This is a genomic window from Streptomyces sp. NBC_00433, from assembly GCA_036015235.1.
GTDB lineage: Bacteria > Actinomycetota > Actinomycetes > Streptomycetales > Streptomycetaceae > Actinacidiphila.
This window is the reverse complement of sequence record CP107926.1, coordinates 7318463-7340396: the sequence shown is the minus strand read 5'-3', so window position 1 is coordinate 7340396 and position 21934 is coordinate 7318463. Positions and strand designations below refer to the sequence as shown.

Below are 21934 nucleotides of genomic sequence, written 5' to 3'. Positions count from 1 at the left end.
TCGCAGGCCCCGGTCTCGTAACAGAAAGCGCCCTCCCGAACGCGTTCCGAGTCCCCGGGCCGCCCGATTGTCCGGCACGCGGGACGGGTGGCCATGCGCCGGTGCCGGGCGGATACCGTGTCAGGACCATGAACGACGCATCGCAAGCCGCGCCTGCCGCCGCCGTTCCCGCAGCGGACGTGCCCACCCTCCTGGTCAAGATCTTCGGCAAGGACCACCCGGGCATCACCGCCGGGCTCTTCGACACGCTCGCCGCCTACGGCGTGGACGTCGTCGACATCGAACAGGTGGTGACCCGCGGCCGGATGATGCTGTGCGCGCTGGTCACCGCGCCCGCGCCGGGCACCGGCACCGAGGGCGACCTGCGGGCCACCGTGCACAGCTGGGCCGAGAGCCTGCAGATGCAGGCCGAGATCATCTCCGGGGTCGGCGACAACCGGCCGCGCGGCGAGGGGCGTTCGCATGTCACCGTGCTCGGCCGGCCGCTGACCGCGGAGTCGACGGCGGCCATAACAGCCGTGATCACCGGCGCCGGCGGCAACATCGACCGCATCTTCCGGCTGGCGAAGTATCCGGTGACCGCCGTGGAGTTCGCCGTGTCCGGCGCGGAGCCGACGGCCCTGCGCTCGGCGCTCGCCGTCGCGGCGGCGGCCCGCGGGGTGGACGTCGCGGTGGTGCCGTCCGGGCTGGCACGCCGGGCGCAGCGGCTGGTGGTGATGGACGTCGACTCCACCGTCATCCAGGACGAGGTGATCGAGCTGTTCGCCGCGCACGCCGGGTGCGAGGCGCAGGTCGCCGAGGTCACCGCCGCCGCGATGCGCGGCGAGCTGGACTTCGAGCAGTCGCTGCACGCCCGGGTGGCGCTGCTGGCCGGCCTGGACGTGTCGGTGGTGGACAAGGTGCGGGCCGAGGTGCGGCTGACCCCGGGCGCGCGGACCCTGATCCGCACCCTCAAGCGGCTCGGCTACCAGGTCGGCGTGGTCTCCGGGGGCTTCACCCAGGTCACCGACGACCTCAGGGAGCGGCTGGGCCTGGACTTCGCCGCCGCGAACACCCTGGAGGTCGCCGACGGGCGGCTCACCGGCCGGGTCGTCGGGCCGATCGTGGACCGGGCGGGCAAGGCCGCGCTGCTGCGCAGCTTCGCCGCGCAGGCCGGGGTGCCGCTGAGCCAGACCGTGGCGATCGGCGACGGCGCCAACGACCTGGACATGCTCAACGCGGCGGGCCTGGGCGTCGCCTTCAACGCCAAGCCGGTGGTGCGCCAGGCGGCCGACACCGCGGTGAACGTGCCCTTCCTCGACGCCGTGCTCTACCTGCTGGGGATCACCCGCGAGGAGATCGAGGCGGCCGACGAGCGGGACGGCGTGGCGACCTCCTGAACCGCGTCAGGCCTCGTGCGGGGTCCAGAAGACGGTGAGGCGGCCGACGCCGTGCTCGACGGTCTTCCACGAGCCGGTGAAGGTGATCACCGCGAAGGCCGCGGTGGGGAAGCCGCCGCTCTTCAGCCGGGCCAGCGCGTCGCCTTCCGCGCTGCCCGCGAGTGCCCCGGCGAGGGCGTGCACCCCGGGATTGTGCGCGACGACCAGCAGCGAGCCGACCTCGTCATGGGTCTCGCTCAGCAGTGCGAGCAGATCGCCCAGGCTCGCGTCGTAGAGCCGCTCCTCGTAGACCGTACGGGGCCGGTGCGGCAGTTCGTGCGCGGCGAGCTTCCAGGTCTCGCGGGTACGGGCGGCGGTGGAGCACAGCACGAGGTCGGGGGCGATGCCGTCGTCGGCGAGGCGGCGGCCGGCCATCGGGGCGTCCAGCCGGCCGCGGTCGGCCAGTGGCCGCTCGTGGTCGGGGACGGCCGGCCAGTCGGCCTTGGCGTGCCGGAGCAGGACGATGGTGCGGGGCGAATCGACGGTCATGCCTTTCAGCTTTCCAGAAAACCCGCAGTCAGGCGCGGGATGGGCGTGATCACCGGTCCTGCCTGGGCTCCACCGGATGCGCCCGCCGGTGCGGTCACGCTGCGTGCCCGCGCATGATCACTACCGGCGTCGCGGGGCGGTCACAGGACGTGACGAAGGAAGTCGGGCAGCGCGGTGACGATCCTGGACAGCACGTCGCCGCCAGGCACCGCCGTCGAGGCGTCGGCGCTGCCGCCGCTGATCAGCGCGAGCAGCGCGGCGAAGGCGAGCGCGGGCAGCGCGACCGCCCACCACGGCAGCCGGGTCTGCACACCGTCCGCCTTGCGTGCGGCGGGCGCCTCGGCGCCGGTCCCGGCCTGCCGGGTGTACAGGTGGGGGGACTGTGTGGTCACGCTGACCGCCTCCGTGGTGAACCGTCGAAAGTGCCGTCGTCCGACTGCACTTCGACGCTACGGGTGCGCGGCGGGGCGTCCCATCCGGTCGTCCACCCAGTTGACCCTGACCCTGGCCCCCTAGGGATGGTGGGGTTGTCCCCACCCCCGGGTCGGGGTCGGCGCCAAGGCGGCTGACGGCGGGTCAGCTCACAGCGGTGCGGCGGGTCCCGGCCCGCGGCCGCGGTCATCCCATGCGCGCGGCGATGATGGCGACGACCGCGACGATGGCGGGCACCCCCATCATCAGGCCGAACATGATCAGCAGCCGGCGCTGGGGCTGCGGGGGATTCGGTTCGAGTACGGGCATGCGTCCAGTCTGGCACCGGGGTCGCGGGCCGCCGCACCGGGGTCACAGTTCGTCCTCGATGTACCGGTTGCGGCCGGCCAGCACCCCGCACACCGCCTGGGGGACGACCAGGGCGATCATCAGGGCGATCGGCAGGCCCCAGCCGCCGGACGACGAGTTGAGCGCGCCGACCAGGATCGGCCCGGGGATCGAGATGAGGTAGCCGGTGCTCTGCGCGAAGGCCGACAGGCGTACGACTCCCGCGCCGGTGCGCGAGCGCATCCCGATCATCGTCAGGACCAGCGGGAAGGCGCAGTTCGCGACACCCAGCAGCAGCGCCCACACCCAGGGGGCGGCGGCGGGCGCGGCCCACAGCCCGGCGAATCCGGCCACCTGGAAGGTCGCGAGCACCAGCACGATCGGCCCCTGCGAGCGCATCCGCGCGGCGACCTGCGGCAGCACGAACGACAGCGGCACACCCATGACCATGGTCACCGCGAGCAGCAGCCCCGCCTTGTCGGCGGAGATCCCGGCGTCCCGGAATATCTGCGGCATCCAGCCCATGGTCACGTAGGCGGCGGTGCCCTGGAGGCCGAAGAAGGCGGCCATCATCCAGGCGGTACGGCTGCGGGTGATCCGCCCGTGCTCGCCGCTCGCGGCCGGCGCCGCCGACAGGGGTGCCGTACGGGCCGACGACCGGTCCTTCACCAGCGGCAGCCAGACCAGCACGGCGAGCGCCGCGGGCAGCGCCCATACGCCCAGGCCCAGCCGCCAGCCGTGGCCCATGGCGTCGGTCAGCGGCACCGACACGGCGGCGGCCACCGCGGTGCCCAGCGACAGGGCCATCGAGTAGACGCCGGTGACCCGGCCCATCCGGTCGGGGAAGTAGCGCTTGACGATCACCGGCATCAGCACGTTGGAGACCGCGATGCCGGCCAGCGCCAGGGCGCTGGCGGCCAGGAAGGCGGGGGTGCCTCCGGCGAAGGGGCGCAGCAGCAGGCCCGCGGTGATCAGGGCCATGCCGGAGCAGACGACGGCGCCGGGCCCGTGGCGGCGGGCGAGCCGGGGCGCGGCGAAGCCGAACAGCGCGAAGCACGCGGCGGGGACCGAGGTGAGCAGGCCCGCCATGGCTCCGCTCATTCCGAGGCCGTCGCGGACCTCCTTCATCAGCGGGCCGAGGCTGGTGACCGCGGGGCGCAGGTTCAGGGCGGCGAGGACGAGTCCCGCGACGGCCAGCACCCGGATCCAGCGCGGCAGCGCGGCGGGAGCGGGCGGGGGCGTCGGTGCTGTCGGCCGGGTCGTGGGCGGGTCGAGGGTGAGAAGTTCGTCATCGCGCATGGACCCATCATAGAATGATGGGATGAATCTCGGACCCGTGCCCCGTCATGCCACCCTCGCCGACCAGGTCATCGCCCGGCTGCGGGCCGAGATCACCTCGGGAGCGTGGCCCGTGGGCAGCCGTATACCGACGGAACCCGAGCTGGTCGAGCGGCTCGGTGTGGCACGCAACACCGTCAGGGAGGCGGTCAGGGCGCTCGCCCACAACGGCCTGCTGGACATCAGACAGGGCTCCGGCACGTATGTGGTGGCCACCAGCGAACTGGCCGGGGTGATGCAGCGGCGCTTCGCCGGGGCCGAGCAGCTGCACATCGCCGAGCTGCGCGGGGCGCTGGAGACCACCGCCGCCTCGCTCGCCGCCGAGCGCCGCGACGAGGCGGACCTGCGGCACCTGGACGCGCTGCTGGAGCGGCGCGAGCGGGCCTGGGAGTCGGGCGACGCGGAGGCCTTCGTCGAGGCCGACGCGACCCTGCACCTCGCGGTCGTGGCGACCTCGCACAACGAGGTGCTGACCGCCCTCTATGCCGACCTGGGCGAGGTCCTGCGGGACTTCCTCCGGGCCGACATCGGCCCCGAGCTGCGCCCCGAGGACCACCTCGACCACGCCCGCCTCGTCGCCGCGATCCGCGCGGGCGACCCCGCCCACGCGGCGGACGAGGCCCGCACACACGCTTTCCACTGCCGCTTCCGCGCGGCCGCCGGCTAGCCGGCAACGTAAGGCGGCGCCTTACAGGGGCGCGGGGAACTGCGCGCTCAGCCACCCACCAGCCGGTGGTCCCGAGCGAAGCGAGACGGGGTACCCCCAGGCGAAGCTCTGGGGGAGGACCGAACAGCCCCTTTGGGCCGGTGGCGACGTGCAGCCTGTCGCGGGCTGGTCGCGCCCACGCGGCGCCGGCCGCACATCAGCCGCAGCCCCGCGCCCCTGATGGGGCACCGCCCATCGCGGAGGGCAACCGCACAGGGGCGCGGGGAACTGCGCGCGCAACCCACCAGCGGCCGGTGGTCCGGATGCGACAGCACCGGTCCCTCTCGGCCGGTGACGACGTGCACCTCGTCGACGGGCGCGGGCTCGGCCGGCAGGGCGGAGAGGGGGTCGAGGAAGGGGTGAGCCTCAGGGGCAGGCGTCAGGCTCCGATGGCGTGGAGGCCGCCGTCCACGTGGACGATCTCGCCGGTCGTCATCGGGAACCAGTCCGACAGCAGCGCCACGACACCGCGTCCCGCGGGCTCGGGGTCGGACATGTTCCACTCCAGCGGGGAGCGGTGGTTCCACACGTCGGCCAGCTCCGAGAAGCCCGGGATGGACTTCGCGGCCATCGAGCCGATCGGCCCGGCCGAGATCAGGTTGCAGCGGATGTTCTGCTTGCCCAGGTCGCGGGCCAGGTAGCGGGAGGTCGCCTCAAGGGCGGCCTTGGCCGGGCCCATCCAGTCGTACTGCGGCCAGGCGTACTGCGCGTCGAAGGTGAGGCCGACGACCGAGCCGCCCTCGCCCATCAGCGGCAGGCAGGCCATGGTGAGCGACTTGAGCGAGTACGCCGACACGTGCATCGCGGTGGCGACCGACTCGAAGGGGGTGTTGAGGAAGTTGCCGCCGAGCGCGTCCTGCGGGGCGAAGCCGATCGAGTGGACGACGCCGTCGAGGCCGCCCAGCTCCTCGCGTACGACGGCCTCCAGGCCTGCCAGGTGCTCGGCGTTGGTCACGTCAAGCTCGATGACCTTGGTCGGGCGGGGCAGCTTGCGGGCGATCCGCTCGGTCAGGGTGGGCCGCGGGAAGGCGGTCAGGATGATCTCGGCACCCTGCTCCTGGGCCAGCTTGGCGGTGTGGAAGGCGATGGAGGACTCCATCAGCACACCCGTGACCAGGATGCGCTTGCCGTCGAGGATTCCGCTCATGGTGTTCAGTGACCCATGCCCAATCCGCCGTCAACGGGGATGACGGCTCCAGTGATGTACGCGGCGTCGTCGGACGCCAGGAAACGCACCGCGGCGGCGATCTCCTCCGGCTGCGCGTAGCGGGCCAGCGGCACCTGCGCCACGATGCCCTCGCGCTGCTCGTCGGTGAGCGCCCGCGTCATGTCGGTGTCGACGAAACCGGGCGCCACGACGTTGAAGGTGATGTTGCGCGAGCCCAGCTCGCGGGCCAGCGACCGGGCGAAGCCGACCAGGCCGGCCTTGGAGGCGGCGTAGTTGGCCTGCCCCGCCTGGCCCAGCAGGCCGACCACCGACGAGATCAGGACGACGCGGCCCTTCCTGGCCCGCAGCATGCCGCGGTTGGCGCGCTTGACCACCCGGAAGGTGCCGGTCAGGTTGGTGTCGAGGACGGTGGTGAAGTCCTCCTCGGACATCCGCATCAGCAGCTGGTCGCGGGTGATGCCGGCGTTGGCGATCAGCACCTCGACATTGCCGTGCGCCGCCTCGACCTCCTTGTAGGCCTGCTCGACCTGCTCGGCGTCGGTGATGTCGCAGCGCACGGCGAGCACGCCGAGCGCCACGAGGTCGGCCGGCGGCTCACCCGAGCGGTACGTGATGGCGACCTTGTCGCCCGCGTCGGCGAAAATCCGGGCGATGGCGAGGCCGATGCCCCGGTTTCCTCCGGTGACGAGAACCGAGCGGCTCAACGGATCACTCCTCAGTCGTGAGTATCTCCGGTGAAAGCTATCGGTCCCGGCGCCGTTCCGGGGAATCGGCCCCGACAGGCTGCTCCGGCCGACCCTGTGGGATTCCTACAGCGGCCCGCGGTCAGCTCCGGCCGCGTGCCCCTGCCCTGCGGCGGCTGTAGACCAGCAGGCCGACCGCGCCGCTGGCCAGGATCGCGCTGCCGGACAGCGCGGTCTCCAGGGTGCTGCTGCTCGCGGCCACATTGCTGGTCGCGAGGTTGCCGGTGGTGGAGGTGACGGGCGCGTCACCGCCGTGGCCGTGGTGGACGACGGTCGACCTGGACTCGCCCGCGGTGATCTGGGCGTCGGTCGGCGCCTGGGCGATGTCGGCGGTGGCCGCCTTCGCCGCCTGCGCGGTCTGTCCGAAGACGACATCCGCGCAGCCGTAGAAGGCCTCCGGGCTGTCGGATCGCTGCCACACCTGGTAGATCAACTGCCGCCCGGTGCGGGCCGGCAGGGTGGCGGAGAAGGTGTAGTAGCCGGGCGAGGAGGCCGCGGTGGTGTAGGTGGCGATCGGGGTGTCGGCCAGGTCGGACCACTTCAGCGGCTTCGTCGGGTCGTAGCCCTGCTTGGTGATGTACAGCGTCATGACGCCGCGGTGCGGTGCGGTGACCCGGAAGCTGATGTTGGTCTGCCCGGCCTGGACCGGGGTGGCCGGCCAGTCGGTGCGGGCCCAGTCCAGCGCGCGGTATTTGTCGCGGTCGGCGGAGCACAGGTGGCCGTCGGGGATGATCGTGCGGCTCTGCCCGTCGGCGTTGGCGATGTTGACCTCGTTCCAGTCGTAAAGCGGCTGGGTGCCGCTGTCGGCGACGAGGTCCTTGCACACCTGGGACTTGGGATTCTCCGGGCCTTCCGCGTAGCAGGCGGAGATCCGGCTGACCGGGGTGCTGAGCGCTCCGTGCGCGCTGGCCGAGCCGGGCGTGAGCCCGGCGACGACCAGGGCGGTGGCGCCGACCGCGCCCAGGGCGGCGGCCTTGCGGCGTACTGACATGTGGGGGGCTCCTTGTCGAGCGTGCGGTGATGCTTGCGGACAAGAGAGGGCGGCACTCCGAGCATAGAGATTGGTCTGGACCAAGCCAAGAGCCGTGGGGCTACCGCTGGTTCGCGGGACAGCGGGAGCGCAGCGCGGACCGCGGGCCGTACGGACCGCGGGGCCGTGCGGGTCAGGCGCTGTGCGGAGTGCCCGTGTCGGCCGGCAGGGACGAGGGATCGGGAGCGGAGGGGGAAGGGCCCGGGTCGGGGGCGGGAGGGGCGGCGGCGGAGGCGTGCTTCGTGGCGTACTGGTCCGCTGTCACCGTCAGCGACTGCGCGATCTGGCGCAGGTACGAGATGAGCCGCTCGGTCTCCTCCTGGTCGGCTTCGCCGCCCTGGCCCTCCTGCTCGCGTATCTGCTGCAGGATCGCCTCCGCCTGCACCCGGGCGGCCCGCAGCATCGTGCGGGCCTGCTCGCGGGCCGCGAAGACGGTCTGCTCCGCCGACTGCTGGGCGCGGGACTGCTGGAGCACCGCGTCCACGGTCGGCACCCCGGTGGGGCTGCCGTTGTCGCCGATGTTGTTGGCCCGGATCCAGTCCCGGTGGCGCTGCATGTCCGTCCGCAGCCGGTCGTTCTCCTCCGCCAGCACGGTCAGCGTCGCCGCGCAGTGGCGCAGCGCGTCGTGCACGGCCTCCTCGCTGTAGCCGCGGCGGGTCAGCGGGGCGCGGGGGAAGGTCATCGACCGCAGTGTCTCCGGCGTCACCCGGCGATCCTCGGGGCGGTGTGCGCGATTCTCGTTCACGTGTCTCCGATCACCGGGCGTCTTCGAAGTGCAGCTGTTCCTGGGGGATGCCTCCGGTCGCGAGATCGCGCACCGTCGCGGACACCGTCGCCGGCGAGCCGCAGACGTAGTACGAGCTTCCGCGCCCCAGGGCCGCGCGCAGGACAGGGCCGGCCAGGCTGCGGTTGTCGAAGGTGCCGGCGTCCGCGCCGACCAGCGGCGTGACGCGGAGCCACGAGTGGGCCTGCTCCAGTTGCCGCAGTGCGGCCATGTCGTAGAGGCCCTGGGTGTCGCGCGCGGCGAAGAACAGCTCCACCCGGCGCGGCGGACCCTGCCAGGCGATCTCCTCGACCAGGGCGCGCAGCGGTGCCAGGCCGGTGCCCCCGGCGACCATCACCAGGTCCCGGCCGATGGACCGCCGCAGTGCCAGCCGGTCGCCGACCGGGGCGCCGACGCGCAGCACGTCGCCCTGCCGCACCCGGTAGACCAGGGCAGGGCTGACCAGCCCTCCGTCGACGGCGCGCACGTGCAGCTCGATCGTCCCGTCGGCGCGGACCGCGTTGGCCGGGGTGAAGGACCGCCAGGTGCTCGGCAGCATCGGGGTCTCCACCATCACGGACTGCCCGGCGGCGTAGGCCATCGGGTGGTCCAGGCGGAGCGTCAGCACCGCGACGTCGAAGCCGCGCGGCTCGTGCCGCACCACTTCGGCATTCCACCAGGCCGGGTTCACCGCGCTGTCGGCCTCGGACGCCTGGAACATCGTGCGGGCCACCAGGCCGTACGCCTCGGTCCACCCGCGCTGGAGTTCCGCGGTCCAGGCATCGCCCAGGAAGTAGGCCAGCGTGGCGAGCAGCGCCTGGCCGACCGCCTCGTAGTGCTGCGCCACCACCTGGAACTTGCGGTGGTCGCGGCCCAGTTGCTGCACGTAGGGGACGAGCCGCTCAGGGTCGTCCGCGTCCGCGACGATCCGGCCCAGTGCCGCGACCAGCCTGTCGCGCTGCGTCCCCATGGCGACCGGGAACATCGGCCGGACCTGCGGCGCGATCAGGAACAGGTAGGAGTAGAAGTAGCGCGGTACTTCGTCCCCGGACTTGCCGACCAGGGCGAAGGAGTCTCTCAGCGCCTGGGAATCGCTCACGACCGCTCGCCGCTGGCTGACATCAGGGGTGACCTCCGGACAGTTGGGAGCAGCCGGCGGCCCCGTGCGAGGAGCCGCGGACGTGGTGCGTCAGTTCTCGGCCGCATCGCCGGCCGCGATCATGGTGCCGCTGATCACGCCGTAGACGGCCGTCCAGGACTCCTCGACGGCGGGCGTCCAGGCGTCACCGGCGAAGTGCCGCAGGGTGGCTATCAGGCTGGCGCCCACGGCCGGGTAGTGCTCGGGCAGCGCGCCGTAACCCACGTGCCGGCGGCCGAGGTTCTGCAGCATGTCGGTCAGCGTGTCGGTGTTCTCGAGGTTGGCGACCAGGGCGCCGAGCGCGGCCCACAGACGGTCGCGCTGCTCGTCGATGTGGGGGGCGAACAGCGGGCGCACACCGGGGTTGTTGGCGAACAGGTGGTCGTAGAAGTACGCCGTCACCTGCGGTCCGTGCGGCTGAACTACCGTGAAACTGCTACGGATCAGCGAGAGGTCTGCGGTCATGGCGGCCGACTCTAGCCAGCGGCCAGGAATCGAACAAGTTGTGTCCACGGAGCGAAGGAGCGGCCCCTGACATGTCCGACACCTGCCCGTCGGACATGTCGTCATCCAGGGGAATCGACCCACTCCTGCGGCGGAACCCGCCCGCGTCCCAATGCTGTGGCGGAGCCGCCGCCGGGCAGGCCATGATTCACTGCGGACACGCTGACGCGAAGGGAAGTTCGCCGTGCCTCATGAGGTCGATCAGTCATTCCTCGCGCTGCCCCTGCGGGCGCTCGCCGACGCTGCGCTGGCCAGAGCGCGGGCGCTCGGGGCCGAGCACGCCGACTTCCGCCTCGAAAGGGTGCGCAGCGCCGCCTGGCGGCTGCGGGACGCGCGGCCCGCGGGGACTTCGGACAGTACCGACCTCGGCTACGCGGTACGGGTGGTGCACGGCGGGTCCTGGGGCTTCGCGTCCGGGGTGGACCTGACGATGGACGCGGCGGCCAAGGTCGCCTCGCAGGCCGTCGCCATGGCCAAGCTCAGCGCCCAGGTGATCGCGGCGGCCGGGTCCGACGAGCGGGTGGAGCTGGCCGGCGAGCCGGTGCACGCCGACCGGACGTGGGTGTCGGCGTACGGTATCGACCCCTTCGAGGTGCCGGACGCCGACAAGACCGGCCTGCTCGCCGAGTGGAGCAGCCGGCTGCTGGCCGCGGACGGCGTCTCGCACGCCGACGCCTCGCTGGTCGCGGTGCACGAGAACAAGTTCTACGCCGACACCGCGGGCACCTCGACCACCCAGCAGCGGGTACGGGTGCACCCGCAGCTCACCGCCGTGAGCGTCGACCCCGACACCGGCGACTTCGACTCGATGCGCACCCTGGCCCCGCCGGTCGGCCGCGGCTGGGAGTACCTGACGTCCGGCGCGGCCGGCGGCGGCTGGGACTGGGACGGCGAACTCGCCCGGATCCCCGGCCTGCTGGCGGAGAAGATGCGCGCGCCCTCCGTCGAGGCGGGCGCGTACGACCTGGTGGTCGACCCGTCCAACCTGTGGCTGACCATCCACGAGTCGATCGGCCACGCGACCGAGCTGGACCGGGCGCTCGGCTATGAGGCCGCGTACGCCGGCACCTCCTTCGCGACCTTCGACCAGCTGGGCACCCTGAAGTACGGCTCCCCGCTGATGCACGTCACCGGCGACCGCACCGCGGAGCACGGCCTGGCCACCGTCGGCTTCGACGACGAGGGCGTGGCCGGCCAGTCCTGGGACCTGGTCAGGGACGGCGTCCTGGTCGGCTACCAGCTCGACCGCAGGATCGCCAGGCTCACCGGCTTCGACCGCTCCAACGGCTGCGCCTACGCCGACTCCCCCGGCCACGTCCCGGTCCAGCGGATGGCGAACGTCTCCCTCCAGCCCGCACCGGACGGCCCGTCCACCGACGAGCTGATCGGCGACGTCGAGCGCGGCCTGTACGTGGTCGGCGACCGGTCCTGGTCGATCGACATGCAGCGCTACAACTTCCAGTTCACCGGCCAGAGGGCGTTCCGCATCGAGAACGGCCGCCTCGCCGGCCAGGTCAAGGACTTCGCCTACCAGGCCACGACGACCGACTTCTGGGGGTCCATGGAGGCCGTCGGCGGGCCCGAGACCTATGTGCTGGGCGGGGCTTTCAACTGCGGCAAGGCCCAGCCGGGCCAGGTCGCCGCCGTGTCCCACGGCTGCCCCTCCGCGCTCTTCCGGGGCGTCAACATCCTGAACACCGCGAGCGAGTCCGGCCGCGGCTGACGGCCATCCGGCCGACGGCCGTAAGCGGCCAGAAACCCGCACCAGGTCTGGACGCCATCACAGCCGGACCGCCTATGCCACATCGTCCCAGTCCCCGGTGTCCCACTCCGCCGGAGCCGGCGAGGGCGGGACGATGGGGCCCTTGGGCGGTCCGGTGCCCGACCCACGCTTGGACCGCTTGCGCGCTCGGCCCTCCGGGCCATCAGTGTCAGACTTTAGGCTGACGTCACTCATAATGACGAGTGACGTCAGCCTAATTTACGCACCACCCGAACAAGGAGAGCGGTATGTCAGAGATCGAGCGCCCGGGGGCGCTCTACCGCCAGGTGGCCGCCGCCATCCGCGACGCCATCGCGTCCGGCGAGTACCCGCCCGGAGCCCCGCTCCCCTCCGAAGCCCAGCTCATCGCGCGCTACCAGGTCTCACGCCCCACCGTCCGCAACGCCGTCGCGGCCCTTCGCTCCGAAGGACTCCTTGAGGTCATCCACGGCAAGGGCAGCTTCGTCCGAGGGATGGCGTCCCCCGTTCTGACGCTCGATCGGTCGATCGGCCTCAGCGGCGGCGGAGACTTCACCACCGGCGGTGCCACCGACTGGCAGGAAGTGGAAATGCCCCACATCCACCGGACCAGGACGACCGCGGTCACCGGGCGCCTGCTGGACCTGCGAGAGGACGAAGCCCTGCTCGGCGTCGACCGCTTGCTCACAGACGCCGACACGGCCACCCGCGTCCTGCACCAGACACTCATCCCGTTCGCCACCGCCGAGGGAACGGACCTGGCGGATCACCCGGGCACCGAGCCCACGCGGATCTACGCCTTGCTGTCCGATGCCGGCCACACCCTCTGGTGGTCGGAAACCGTCCGCGCCCGGATGCCGCACCCGGACGAGCGCGCCGCACTCCACCTCCAGGACGGAACCCCGCTCCTGGAGACCAGCCGCGTCACCCACGGCACCCAGGACCGCCCGCTCATCCTCGAAGTCCTCCGCACGAGCGCCGACCGAGCCCAACTCGCGTACCGCGTCCCGCCGGAGCCCACCCGCGAACTCCGCACTGTCGGCACCTGACCAGGCTCGGACGAGGCAGGCCGTGGCTGGGCCGGTCGCCTGGGGTCTGAGCCCGGTGGACCGCGGCCCGTCGGGGGCGACGTTTATCAGCGGGCCGGGAAGGAAGTCAGAGAGCGAGATCCCAGCGGGCGAAGCTCGACACTGTTCGCGTGGCCGCTCAAAAACACCATCAGAGCGACGCTGGGACAAGCGCTGGCGTGACCGCGTAGAAGCGCCGGTCGCGGATGAGCGCACAGAGGGGGCGGCGGGCGGGCGTGGCCCGAGGCCGCGTGGAGACCGCGTGCGCTGGGGCGGGTGAGCGCCCCAGCGCCGATGCGGCTACTCCCGCAGGTACGTTTCGCTGAAGCTGGTACCGCCGGAGCCGAGCGCGCTGGTCCGGGCCTCGTAGGCGCCGTTCGACGGGTCGAGCGCGACCGGGCCGAAGGATCCGAGGGAGCTTCCGTTGACGGTGGCCGAGGTGAAGTTGAGGGTGCCGAAGTTCGGGTAGGCCCCGGTCGGCGACTCGATGATGACTTCGGCGCTGGTCCGTTGGGAGGAGAGGGACTTGGTCGTGGTGTAGGTCCAGCCACGCGAGGAGTCGGTCAGCTTCAGGGTGTACTTGCTGCTGCCGGCGTAGGTCACCGAGGCGGATATGTGGTCGCCGGCCGAGACCGGGTACGAACTGCGGCTCAAGTAGACCGGGTTCGCCGGGTACATCTCGTACCAGGCCTGGTGCACGGGACTGCCGCTGGAGCAGTCGGTCGCCACCCCGGTCTGCTCCACGGTGGACGAGCCGTACCCGTCGATGCCGACCCAGGGAGCGTAGAGGTCGTCGGTGGACCTGCAGGTGGCGTTCGCTTCGGTCCAGGCAGCCGAGACCGAGGTGAAGCCGCTGCCTGTGGCGGCATAGCCGCCCCAGTTGTAGCCGTTGATGTTGTAGTGCAGAGGGCGGAAGGACAGTCCTGGTGCGGCCGCCGCGCCGGCCGGTACGGCGGGAGCGGCAAGGGCGGCCACCGCTACCGCGACGGGGGCGACGCGGGTCAGGAATCTGCGCATGCTGGCTCCTTCGTGGGGGATCAGAATGCTCGATGCGCCGACCCCTGGGCCGTGTGGGGAACTTGGGGCGGCAGTTCAGAATCACCGACCGCCATGCACCTGTCAACACGCCACAGACTGCGTGCCGCCGCTGAACTTCCGCACCTCGCCCGGGAGTCCGTCTCGGCGATCACCCGCGAGCGGTCGGCGCCGAGAACCGGCCCCCTCGTGCGCCTCCGCGAGTTCACCGAGGACGGAGGCAGACTCCTCGACGGGGCATCTTTCTGATCAAGGAAAATTGTCGCCCCCTGCCGTACAGCCCGTGGGTAGTCTCTGCACTGATCCACAGACCCCCAGGGGCCGCCGCACGCACCACGCGGACAGCCCCGGAGGTTGACACCAGGTCGACGCCAGACCCCGTACAGTCCGGTTTCAACCCGTATGAACAGGGATTGAGGGCACACCGTGAAGAACACCCTGACCTGCACAGACGCCGATCAGAGCGGTATGCCCCCCGACCCTGCGACGAACTTCCGGGGCGCCGACATCCGCAACACCAGCCAGGAGGCCGGGCGATGAGCATCGCGACGACGAAGCCGCACGAGATTGTCGAGCGGGCTCTGGAGCTGTCGACGGCGGACGGCTGCGTGGTCATCGCCGACGAGGAGTCCAGCGCGAACCTGCGCTGGGCCGGCAACGCGCTGACCACCAACGGCGTCACCCGCGGGCGGACCCTCACGGTGATCGCGACCGTGGACGGCGGGCAGGGCGCCGCCTCCGGCGTCGTGTCGCGGTCCGCGGTGACCGCGGACGAGCTGGAGCCGCTGGTGCGGGCGGCCGAGGCGGCGGCCCGGGAGGCCGGGCCGGCCGAGGACGCGCAGCCGCTGGTGACCGGGGTGCCGCAGTCCGCGGACTTCACGGATGCGCCGGCCGAGACCGCCTCCGGGGTCTTCGCGGCCTTCGCGCCCGCGCTGGGCGAGGCCTTCGCCACCGCGAAGGCCGGCGGGCGGCAGCTGTACGGCTTCGCCTTCCACTCGGTGACCTCGACGTATCTGGGGACGTCGGCGGGGCTGCGGCTGCGGCACGACCAGCCGACCGGCACCCTTGAGGTCAACGCGAAGTCCCCCGACCGTACGCGGTCCGCGTGGGCGGGCGCGGCCACCAGGGACTTCACCGACGTGGACCCGCGGGCGCTGGACGCCGAGCTGGCGCAGCGCCTTGCCTGGGCCGAGCGGAAGGTCGAGCTGCCGGCCGGGCGGTACGAGACGCTGCTGCCGCCGTCGGCGGTCGCGGACCTGATGATCTACCAGCTGTGGTCGTCGGGCGCCCGGGACGCCGCCGAGGGCCGTACGGTCTTCAGCAAGGCGGGCGGCGGCACGCGGGTGGGCGAGCAGCTCTCCACGCTGCCGCTGACGCTGCGCAGCGACCCGGGCGAGCCGGGCCTGGAGGCGGCGCCCTTCGTGGTGGCGCACGCGTCCGGCGACGAGTCCTCGGTCTTCGACAACGGGCTGCCGGTCGGCCCGGTGGACTGGATGCGGGACGGCACCCTGCGCCATCTGCCGACCACCAGGCACAGCGCCTCGCTGACCGGGCTGCCGATGGCGCCGGCCGCCGACAACCTGATCCTGGAGGGCGGCGGCAAGCAGTCGCTGGCCGAGATGGTCGCGGGCACCGAGCGGGGCCTGCTGCTGACCTGCCTGTGGTACATCCGCGAGGTCGACCCGGCGACGCTGCTGCTGACCGGCCTGACCAGGGACGGTGTCTACCTGGTCGAGGGCGGCGAGGTCACCGGGGTGGTGAACAACTTCCGCTTCAACGAGTCGCCGGTCGCCCTGCTGGGCCGGGCGGTCGAGGCGGGCCGCAGCGAGCGGACGCTGCCGCGCGAGTGGAGCGACTGGTTCACGCGGGCCTCGGCGCCCGCGCTGCGGGTGCCGGACTTCAACATGAGTTCGGTCAGCCAGGGCGTCTGAGGGGGATCGGGGGGACCGGGGGATGGACGAGAAGCGGACGGTGAAGGCGTCGAAGTTCCTGTCGCTGGTGCTGCGGCACGACCCGGGCAGGATAGGCGTCGCGCTGGACGAGGCCGGCTGGGCGGGCGTGGACGAGTTGCTCGCCGCGTGTGCCGCCCACGGCCGGCGGCTGTCCAGGGCGGAGCTCGACCATGTCGTGGCCACCAACAACAAGCGGCGGTTCGCCTTCTCGGACGACGGCCGGCGGATCAGGGCCAGCCAGGGGCACACGGTCGAGGTGGATCTCGGGCTCGCGGCCGCGGCACCGCCCGACGTGCTCTTCCACGGGACGGCGACCAAGACGCTGCCGCTGATCCTGCGGGACGGGCTGCTGCCGATGGCGCGGCAGGACGTGCACCTGTCGGCGGACCGCGAAACGGCCGTACGCGTCGGGCAGCGGCACGGCCGTCCTGTGGTGCTCGCGGTGGACGCGGCGGGGCTGGCCGCCGGCGGCCAGGTCTTCCGGGTCAGCGCGAACGGGGTGTGGCTGACCGGTCCCGTGGCGCCGGAGTGGCTGCGGGTGCAGCCGGACTGACGGAGTGACGCCCAAGCGGGCGTACGCCCGTACGCGACCGGTCGGGCGGGCCGCCGCCCTGCCCGGTCCGGCTACGACGCCTGTCGGGGGGCGGTGGTGGTGCGTACGGCGCAAGACGCGCCCCCTCCCCCACCCTGATGCGCGGGCGCCGCGCGGCGTACCGTTGTGCGCAGCCGGAGCGGTGGCGCTGCAACCCGTGAGCAGCGCGGCCCGGCCTGTCGAGCGGGCGGTGGAATGCGATGCGGAAGCGGGGCGGACCGGAGGTCCACCAGATCTCCGGCGCGCGTACCGGGCTGACCGAGGACGTACGCGCACGGCAGCGGCGCTACATCATCTCGATGTCGGTCCGCACGCTCTCGGTGGTCCTCACCGTGGTGCTGTGGAATGTCGAGCGCCCGCTGGCCTGGGGGACCCTGGTGCTGGGTCTGCTGCTGCCGTACGTCGCAGTGGTCTACGCCAATGCCGGGCGGGAGAACCGTCCCGTGGTGACCGCCGCGTACATCCCGCCACCGGTCATACCGGTGCTTGAGGCAACCAAAGTGGAGTCCGGAGCGGAACGTTCGGCCGAGGCGTTCGCCGACCCCGTCGACACCCCCTGACCAGGCGCGGAGGCGTCCGGCGAAGGCTCGACCGGTCCGGACCACGGAAGCGGAACCTCAAGAAAAGCTCAGATCAATGGTGACGTTCCACTCCCACGAACGCGTCAGTGCATGACATACTTCGTAGGCGCTCCGCATCCCCCGTCGGGGCGACGGACCGACGCCGGGCGGCTCCCCCCGTGGCTGCCCGGCGTCGCCATGTCCAGGCCCGGACGGGCACGGTCGGGCGGGCCCGCGGGTGGGGTTTACTGGGGCGCGTGAACGACGAGACGCCGATCTGCTCGGCCAAGGGATGCCGCACGGCCGCCGTGTGGGTGCTGGCGTGGAACAACCCGAAGCTGCACACGCCGGAGCGGCGCAAGACGTGGGTGGCGTGCGACGAACACCGCGCGCACCTGGCGCAGTTCCTCGACATGCGCGGCTTCCTCAAGGACGTGGTGGCGCTGGCCGAGTGGGAGCCGCGCGCCGGCGCGGACGGCTCCGCCGACGGGGGTCCCGCCGCCCGCGGATGAGCCGCGCGCCGGCGCGGACGATTCCGCCGCCCGCGGCACGAGCGGCGGTCAGCCGCCGATCGCCGACATCGGGCGGTCCGGCTGGAGGAAGGCCGGGTCGTCAAGACCCGAGCCCGCCTTCTTGCCCCACATCGCCGCCCGCCACAGGGCGGCGACCTCCGCGTCGGACGCGCCGGAGCGCAGAGGGCCGCGCAGGTCGGACTCCTCGCGGGCGAAGAGGCAGTTGCGCACCTGGCCGTCGGCGGTCAGCCGGGTGCGGTCGCAGGCCCGGCAGAAGGGCCGGGTGACCGAGCCGATCACGCCGACCCGGGCCGGGCCGCCGTCCACCAGCCAGCGCTCCGCGGGCGCCGAGCCGCGGACGGACTCGCCTTCCGGGGTGAGGGTGAAGCGGGAGCGCAGGCTGCCGATGATCTCGTCGGCGGTGACCATGTCGCCGCGCTGCCAGCCGTGTTGGGCGTCGAGCGGCATCTGCTCGATGAAGCGCAGCTCATAGCCGTGCTCCAGGGCCCAGCCGAGCAGGTCGGGCGCCTCGTCGTCGTTGACTCCGCGCATCAGCACGGTGTTGACCTTGAGCGGGGCCAGGCCCGCGGCTGACGCGGCGGCGAGGCCCGCGATCACGTCGGCATGCCGGTCCCTGCGGGTCAGGGTGTGGAAGACGGCGGGCCGCAGGGTGTCCAGCGAGACGTTGACCCGGTCGAGGCCCGCCGCGCGCAGGGCCGCCGCGGTCCTGCGCAGCCCGATGCCGTTGGTGGTCAGCGACATGCGGGGGCGCGGATCGAGCGCGGCGCACCGCTCGACGATGCCGGCCAGGCCGGGGCGCAGCAGCGGCTCACCGCCGGTGAAGCGCACCTCGGTGACGCCGAGGTCGGTGACCGCGATCCGCACCATCCTGACGATCTCGTCGTCGGTGAGCAGATCGGGCCTGGCCAGCCACTGCAGGCCCTCTTCCGGCATGCAGTACGTGCAGCGCAGATTGCACCGGTCGGTGAGCGAGACGCGCAGATCGGTGGCCACGCGTCCGTAGGTGTCGATGAGCACGGGCTCCGCCTCCCTCCGGGCGCAGGGTCGCGCCGCCGATTCCTCCAGCGTATGTCCCGGCGCCGACATCGCAGGCCGGCGGCGTCACCGCCGAAGCGTACGCGACGGGCGCCATTGTGCAACAGATTGTTGAAACCGCTGGTGGGCGTTCACCTTTTCCGGGCGGTGGGCCGGTCGCGGGCGACACCGGGGCGGCGCCGGGTCGTTGGGCAGCGCACACCGTGCCGTCACCCGCCGGCTGTCCGCCGGCGCCGCGAGCTGCGAGGACCCGCCGTGCCGACCCCTCCGCCCCCGCCTGCCGAGAACCCGCGGCCGGACGCCCCGCCGGGCCGCCGCCCGTACGGCAGCGTGCGGCTGGCGGCCCCGGTGGCCGCCGCCGCGCCGCCCGCGCCGCGCACCACCGCCTCGCAGCGCTGGCCTGACGGGCGGGTCCAGGTGCCGCTGCTGAGCATCGGGGCGCTACGGGCCGCCCGGCGCTACGGCGCCTGACACCTCCCGCTCTGCCGCGTGCGCCGGTACAGGTCCCCGGCGGCGGCGCCCGATCGCGAGCGTGGCGCTACGGACCGCCCGGCGCCCGCGTGACACCGGCGGCCTGGAGCACTCCCATGGCCAGCAGGCTCTGCCCGACCAGATAGGTCGCCATGATCCACAGGTCGTGCCCCGGCGGTTGCGGCCAGTCCGCCAGAGCGGTCGCGATGAGGCTGTCGGACAGCAGGAACAGCGTGCCGCCGGCCAGCGCGACCGGACCGAGCCCGTACGCGCCGGCGGCCATCGCGGTCAGCAGCAGGCTGTAGAGCGCGACGGGCACCCGCATCCCGGCGTCGAGTCCTGGCCACAGCAGCGCGACCAGGACCGCGCACAGCACGGCGTAGGCCGCGCAGCGCGCCCGTACCGCCGTAGGCGGCCCCGCGAAGCCGCCGTACCGCGTGAAGAGCCGCAGGTAGCAGACGTGTCCTGCGGCGAAGCAGCCCATCCCGAGCAGGAAGGCCGCGGTGCCGCCGACCTCCAGCAGCACATCGCCGCCGCAGCCGCACAGCAGCGCCGCGACCAGCAGGCGCGGCCCGCGCCAGGCCCGCGTCCACAGCGCCAGCGCGGGCATGAGCAGCGGCTTGCTGAGGTCCCGCACCATGTCGAAGTGCGAGCTGATCGCCGAGAGGTGCAGCGCCATCAGCGCGCTGTAGAGGGCCATGGCCGCGCCCGCGCGCTCGGGCGCGACGGCGGCCCGCGGCGCGGAACCGTCCACCGGGTCGGCCGCCGGCTCGGTCGCGGCATCGGCCGCGAGGCCGCGCGCCGGGTCGTCCACCGTCACGCGGCGCGCTCCGGTGCCCCGGCGGGCGCGGACAGCGGTACGGCCGCGGTCGGGGCGCCCGGCTCCGCCGCTGCCGGGCGCCAGCCGGGGCCGCGCACGAGGTGGTAGAGGCGGTCGCGCCAGCGGGTGGCGGCCGCCAGGTCGTGGGCGAGGGCCGCGTATTCGTGGGTGGCGACCCGCAGCGGGTTGTAGGTGGAGATGTTCTTCGTCAGGCCGTAGACCGGGCGCTGGGTCTCGGCGGCGAAGGAGCCGAAGAGGCGGTCCCAGACGATGAGGATGCCGCCGAAGTTGCGGTCCAGGTAGCTGCCCTGGGAGGCGTGGTGCACCCGGTGGTGGGAGGGGGTGTTCAGGGTGAACTCCAGCGGGCGGGCGAGGCGGTCGACCCGCTCGGTGTGGATCCAGAACTGGTAGACGAGGTTGACCGACGAGCAGAAGGCCAGTGCCGCCGGGTGCACGCCCAGTGCGATCAGCGGCAGGTAGAAGGGCCAGGACGTGAGGCTGGTCCAGGGCTGCCGCAGCGCGGTGGACAGGTTGAAGTTGCGGCTGGAGTGGTGCACGACGTGGCAGGCCCACAGGACCCTGATGACATGGTGGCCGCGGTGCGACCAGTAGTAGAAGAAGTCCTGGGCCAGCAGCATCGGCAGCAGCGTCCACCAGTGCACCGGCACCCGCAGCGGGGTCAGCGCGTAGACGCCCGAGTAGACCGCCACCACCGGGATCTTCCACAGCGTGTCCGTGACGAGGCTGCCCAGGCCCATGGACAGGCTCGTGGCGGTGTCGCGGCCGGTGTAGCCGGCCGCGTCCTCGTCGGGGTGAATGCGGTAGCTCACCATCTCGATGACGGCGAGCAGCACGAAGGCGGGTATCGACCACAGCACGACATCGGGCAGTTGGGGCATGCGCGCACGATAGAGGCACATCGCGGGCGTCCGCCAGACGTTGTTACCGATTAGTACGGACGCGTACGCGTCAACCGGAGAGCGGCCGGCGCCCACCCGCAGGGCGGCCGGGATGATCCACTGTCGGCGCCGCGCCGTATCCTCAGTGACCATGCTGGACAACCGGACCGCGCCGCCGCCCCCTTCGCCATGGCCCGCGGGCTATCCCGAGGGCTATGCGGTGGTCGACGTCGAGACCACCGGGCTGGGCAGGGACGACCGGATCGTGTCCGCGGCGGTCTACCGCCTCGACGCCCGCGGCGAGGTCCAGGACCACTGGTATTCGCCGGTCAACCCGCAGCGCGACCCCGGTCCCGTGTGGATCCACGGGCTGACCGGTGCGATGCTCGCCGACGCCCCGCTCTTCCCGGAGATCGCCGGCGATCTGGCCGAACGGCTCGCCGGGCGCGTGCTGGTGGCGCACAACGCGGTCTTCGACTGGTCGATGCTGGCCAGGGAATACGCCAGGGCGCGGTCCGCCGCGCCGGTCGAGCACCGGCTGTGCACCATCGTGCTGGCCAAGGAGCTGCGGCTGCCGCTGGCCAACCACAAGCTGGAGTCGCTGGCCGCGCACTACGGGGTGGTCCAGCAGCGTGCCCACCACGCCCTGGACGACGCCCGGGTGCTCGCCGAGGCCTTCCGGCCGAGCCTGCACCTGGCGGCGGAGGCCGAACTGCCGCTGCCGCTGCACGCCTGCCGCCCGCTGACGGAGTGGGTGGACGCACCGGTGCCCGCGCCGCGTTACGGGGCGCTGTACGGCTCGGGGCCGCGCTCCGGCTGGCGGCCGGCCCGCAAGCGGCCGCCGTGCCCGTATCCGAACCCGGGGCGGCTGGCGCCGGACGGGCCGCTGGTCCAGGGGATGCGGGTGGCCTTCTCCGGCGACACGGGCATAGACCGCGAGCTGCTGGAGGACCGGGCGACCGACGCGGGGCTGCATGTCGCGTCCTCGGTGAGCCGGCTGACCAGCCTGCTGGTCACCAACGACCCCGACTCGCCCACAGGCAAGGCGGTCAAGGCCCGCGCGTACGGCACGCCGGTGATCGGCGAGCGGCAGTTCACCGAGCTGCTCAAGGCCGTCACCCCGGCCTCCGGCGTCCACGGCTGACCTCGCAGACCGGTACGGTCGCGTCCCCG

Annotated in this window: 24 protein-coding genes; 10 read left to right on the top strand and 14 right to left on the bottom strand. The window is 72.7% G+C overall.

What is annotated here, in order from left to right:
• Positions 1–128 precede the first annotated feature (128 nt).
• A complete protein-coding gene (gene serB, locus OG900_31380; protein ID WUH94191.1) occupies positions 129–1379 on the top strand; it encodes a phosphoserine phosphatase SerB in 1251 nt (416 codons plus the stop codon).
• Positions 1380–1385: 6 nt separating this feature from the next.
• On the opposite strand, the gene OG900_31375 is transcribed toward serB, so the two are convergent.
• From OG900_31375 to OG900_31360, 4 genes are all read right to left on the bottom strand, one after another.
• Entirely contained in the window at positions 1386–1907 is a 522-nt protein-coding gene (locus OG900_31375) for a histidine phosphatase family protein (protein WUH94190.1), read from the bottom strand.
• 140 nt (positions 1908–2047) lie between these two features.
• Entirely contained in the window at positions 2048–2299 is a 252-nt protein-coding gene (locus OG900_31370) for a hypothetical protein (protein ID WUH96096.1), read from the bottom strand.
• Between the two features lie 226 nt (positions 2300–2525).
• Positions 2526–2648: an SGM_5486 family transporter-associated protein gene (locus OG900_31365; protein ID WUH94189.1), complete on the bottom strand. Its 123-nt coding sequence runs from the start codon at positions 2646–2648 to the stop codon at positions 2526–2528.
• 42 nt (positions 2649–2690) lie between these two features.
• A complete protein-coding gene (locus OG900_31360; protein WUH94188.1) occupies positions 2691–3965 on the bottom strand; it encodes an MFS transporter in 1275 nt (424 codons plus the stop codon).
• A 22-nt stretch (positions 3966–3987) separates the two neighbouring features.
• Here OG900_31360 and OG900_31355 point away from each other — a divergent pair, with 22 nt between their 5' ends.
• Positions 3988–4671, top strand: coding sequence for a FadR family transcriptional regulator (locus OG900_31355; GenBank protein WUH94187.1), 684 nt, complete (start codon positions 3988–3990; stop codon positions 4669–4671).
• Positions 4672–5089: 418 nt separating this feature from the next.
• On the opposite strand, the gene fabI is transcribed toward OG900_31355, so the two are convergent.
• The 6 genes from fabI to OG900_31325 form a co-directional block, all read right to left on the bottom strand.
• Positions 5090–5857: an enoyl-ACP reductase FabI gene (gene fabI / locus OG900_31350; protein WUH94186.1), complete on the bottom strand. Its 768-nt coding sequence runs from the start codon at positions 5855–5857 to the stop codon at positions 5090–5092.
• A 5-nt stretch (positions 5858–5862) separates the two neighbouring features.
• Positions 5863–6582 (bottom strand): 3-oxoacyl-[acyl-carrier-protein] reductase, encoded by a 720-nt coding sequence (gene fabG, locus OG900_31345; GenBank protein ID WUH94185.1) that lies wholly within the window; start codon positions 6580–6582, stop codon positions 5863–5865.
• 121 nt (positions 6583–6703) lie between these two features.
• Positions 6704–7612, bottom strand: coding sequence for a lytic polysaccharide monooxygenase (locus OG900_31340; GenBank protein ID WUH94184.1), 909 nt, complete (start codon positions 7610–7612; stop codon positions 6704–6706).
• 172 nt (positions 7613–7784) lie between these two features.
• Positions 7785–8357: a DivIVA domain-containing protein gene (locus OG900_31335; protein WUH94183.1), complete on the bottom strand. Its 573-nt coding sequence runs from the start codon at positions 8355–8357 to the stop codon at positions 7785–7787.
• Between the two features lie 49 nt (positions 8358–8406).
• On the bottom strand, positions 8407–9513 hold the full coding sequence (locus tag OG900_31330; GenBank protein WUH94182.1) for an FAD-binding oxidoreductase: 1107 nt from the start codon (positions 9511–9513) through the stop codon (positions 8407–8409).
• A 90-nt stretch (positions 9514–9603) separates the two neighbouring features.
• Positions 9604–10017, bottom strand: coding sequence for a globin domain-containing protein (locus OG900_31325; GenBank protein ID WUH94181.1), 414 nt, complete (start codon positions 10015–10017; stop codon positions 9604–9606).
• Positions 10018–10240: 223 nt separating this feature from the next.
• On the opposite strand from OG900_31325, the gene OG900_31320 reads away from it, so the two are divergent.
• Both OG900_31320 and OG900_31315 read left to right on the top strand, forming a co-directional pair.
• Entirely contained in the window at positions 10241–11779 is a 1539-nt protein-coding gene (locus OG900_31320) for a TldD/PmbA family protein (protein WUH94180.1), read from the top strand.
• A gap of 287 nt (positions 11780–12066) precedes the next feature.
• Positions 12067–12846 (top strand): GntR family transcriptional regulator, encoded by a 780-nt coding sequence (locus OG900_31315; GenBank protein WUH94179.1) that lies wholly within the window; start codon positions 12067–12069, stop codon positions 12844–12846.
• A 318-nt stretch (positions 12847–13164) separates the two neighbouring features.
• Here OG900_31315 and OG900_31310 read toward each other — a convergent pair whose 3' ends face one another.
• A complete protein-coding gene (locus OG900_31310) occupies positions 13165–13881 on the bottom strand; it encodes a G1 family endopeptidase (GenBank protein WUH94178.1) in 717 nt (238 codons plus the stop codon).
• Between the two features lie 554 nt (positions 13882–14435).
• On the opposite strand from OG900_31310, the gene OG900_31305 reads away from it, so the two are divergent.
• From OG900_31305 to OG900_31290, 4 genes are all read left to right on the top strand, one after another.
• Entirely contained in the window at positions 14436–15830 is a 1395-nt protein-coding gene (locus OG900_31305; protein ID WUH94177.1) for a metallopeptidase TldD-related protein, read from the top strand.
• 22 nt (positions 15831–15852) lie between these two features.
• Entirely contained in the window at positions 15853–16404 is a 552-nt protein-coding gene (locus tag OG900_31300) for an RNA 2'-phosphotransferase (GenBank protein ID WUH94176.1), read from the top strand.
• A 239-nt stretch (positions 16405–16643) separates the two neighbouring features.
• Positions 16644–17003, top strand: coding sequence for a DUF3099 domain-containing protein (locus OG900_31295; protein ID WUH94175.1), 360 nt, complete (start codon positions 16644–16646; stop codon positions 17001–17003).
• Positions 17004–17260: 257 nt separating this feature from the next.
• Entirely contained in the window at positions 17261–17515 is a 255-nt protein-coding gene (locus OG900_31290) for a hypothetical protein (GenBank protein ID WUH94174.1), read from the top strand.
• 48 nt (positions 17516–17563) lie between these two features.
• Here OG900_31290 and moaA read toward each other — a convergent pair whose 3' ends face one another.
• Positions 17564–18553, bottom strand: a complete 990-nt coding sequence (gene moaA / locus OG900_31285; protein WUH94173.1) for a GTP 3',8-cyclase MoaA — start codon at positions 18551–18553, stop codon at positions 17564–17566.
• Between the two features lie 273 nt (positions 18554–18826).
• Here moaA and OG900_31280 point away from each other — a divergent pair, with 273 nt between their 5' ends.
• Complete coding sequence (locus tag OG900_31280) at positions 18827–19042, top strand: hypothetical protein (GenBank protein ID WUH94172.1); 216 nt, start codon at positions 18827–18829, stop codon at positions 19040–19042.
• Positions 19043–19109: 67 nt separating this feature from the next.
• Here OG900_31280 and OG900_31275 read toward each other — a convergent pair whose 3' ends face one another.
• Complete coding sequence (locus OG900_31275) at positions 19110–19721, bottom strand: lysoplasmalogenase (GenBank protein WUH95997.1); 612 nt, start codon at positions 19719–19721, stop codon at positions 19110–19112.
• Positions 19722–19858: 137 nt separating this feature from the next.
• Positions 19859–20761 carry a sterol desaturase family protein gene (locus tag OG900_31270; GenBank protein ID WUH94171.1) on the bottom strand — a complete coding sequence of 301 codons (903 nt, stop codon included), beginning with the start codon at positions 20759–20761 and terminating at the stop codon, positions 19859–19861.
• 151 nt (positions 20762–20912) lie between these two features.
• Between OG900_31270 and OG900_31265 the strand changes: the two genes are divergently transcribed.
• Positions 20913–21905: a DEDDh family exonuclease gene (locus OG900_31265; protein ID WUH94170.1), complete on the top strand. Its 993-nt coding sequence runs from the start codon at positions 20913–20915 to the stop codon at positions 21903–21905.
• Positions 21906–21934 lie beyond the last annotated feature (29 nt).

What these genes read in the sequence shown, in the direction of transcription:
- OG900_31340 (WUH94184.1), bottom strand. Translation starts at nt 7,612, where the DNA reads ATGTCAGTACGCCGCAAGGCCGCCGCCCTGGGCGCGGTCGGCGCCACC.
- OG900_31270 (WUH94171.1), bottom strand. Translation starts at nt 20,761, where the DNA reads ATGCCCCAACTGCCCGATGTCGTGCTGTGGTCGATACCCGCCTTCGTG.
- OG900_31365 (WUH94189.1), bottom strand. Translation starts at nt 2,648, where the DNA reads ATGCCCGTACTCGAACCGAATCCCCCGCAGCCCCAGCGCCGGCTGCTG.
- OG900_31315 (WUH94179.1), top strand. Translation starts at nt 12,067, where the DNA reads ATGTCAGAGATCGAGCGCCCGGGGGCGCTCTACCGCCAGGTGGCCGCC.
- OG900_31375 (WUH94190.1), bottom strand. Translation starts at nt 1,907, where the DNA reads ATGACCGTCGATTCGCCCCGCACCATCGTCCTGCTCCGGCACGCCAAG.
- fabI (WUH94186.1), bottom strand. Translation starts at nt 5,857, where the DNA reads ATGAGCGGAATCCTCGACGGCAAGCGCATCCTGGTCACGGGTGTGCTG.
- OG900_31310 (WUH94178.1), bottom strand. Translation starts at nt 13,881, where the DNA reads ATGCGCAGATTCCTGACCCGCGTCGCCCCCGTCGCGGTAGCGGTGGCC.
- OG900_31300 (WUH94176.1), top strand. Translation starts at nt 15,853, where the DNA reads ATGGACGAGAAGCGGACGGTGAAGGCGTCGAAGTTCCTGTCGCTGGTG.
- OG900_31355 (WUH94187.1), top strand. Translation starts at nt 3,988, where the DNA reads ATGAATCTCGGACCCGTGCCCCGTCATGCCACCCTCGCCGACCAGGTC.
- OG900_31360 (WUH94188.1), bottom strand. Translation starts at nt 3,965, where the DNA reads ATGCGCGATGACGAACTTCTCACCCTCGACCCGCCCACGACCCGGCCG.
- serB (WUH94191.1), top strand. Translation starts at nt 129, where the DNA reads ATGAACGACGCATCGCAAGCCGCGCCTGCCGCCGCCGTTCCCGCAGCG.
- OG900_31325 (WUH94181.1), bottom strand. Translation starts at nt 10,017, where the DNA reads ATGACCGCAGACCTCTCGCTGATCCGTAGCAGTTTCACGGTAGTTCAG.
- OG900_31265 (WUH94170.1), top strand. Translation starts at nt 20,913, where the DNA reads ATGCTGGACAACCGGACCGCGCCGCCGCCCCCTTCGCCATGGCCCGCG.
- OG900_31275 (WUH95997.1), bottom strand. Translation starts at nt 19,721, where the DNA reads ATGGCGCTGCACCTCTCGGCGATCAGCTCGCACTTCGACATGGTGCGG.
- OG900_31295 (WUH94175.1), top strand. Translation starts at nt 16,644, where the DNA reads ATGCGGAAGCGGGGCGGACCGGAGGTCCACCAGATCTCCGGCGCGCGT.
- OG900_31305 (WUH94177.1), top strand. Translation starts at nt 14,436, where the DNA reads ATGAGCATCGCGACGACGAAGCCGCACGAGATTGTCGAGCGGGCTCTG.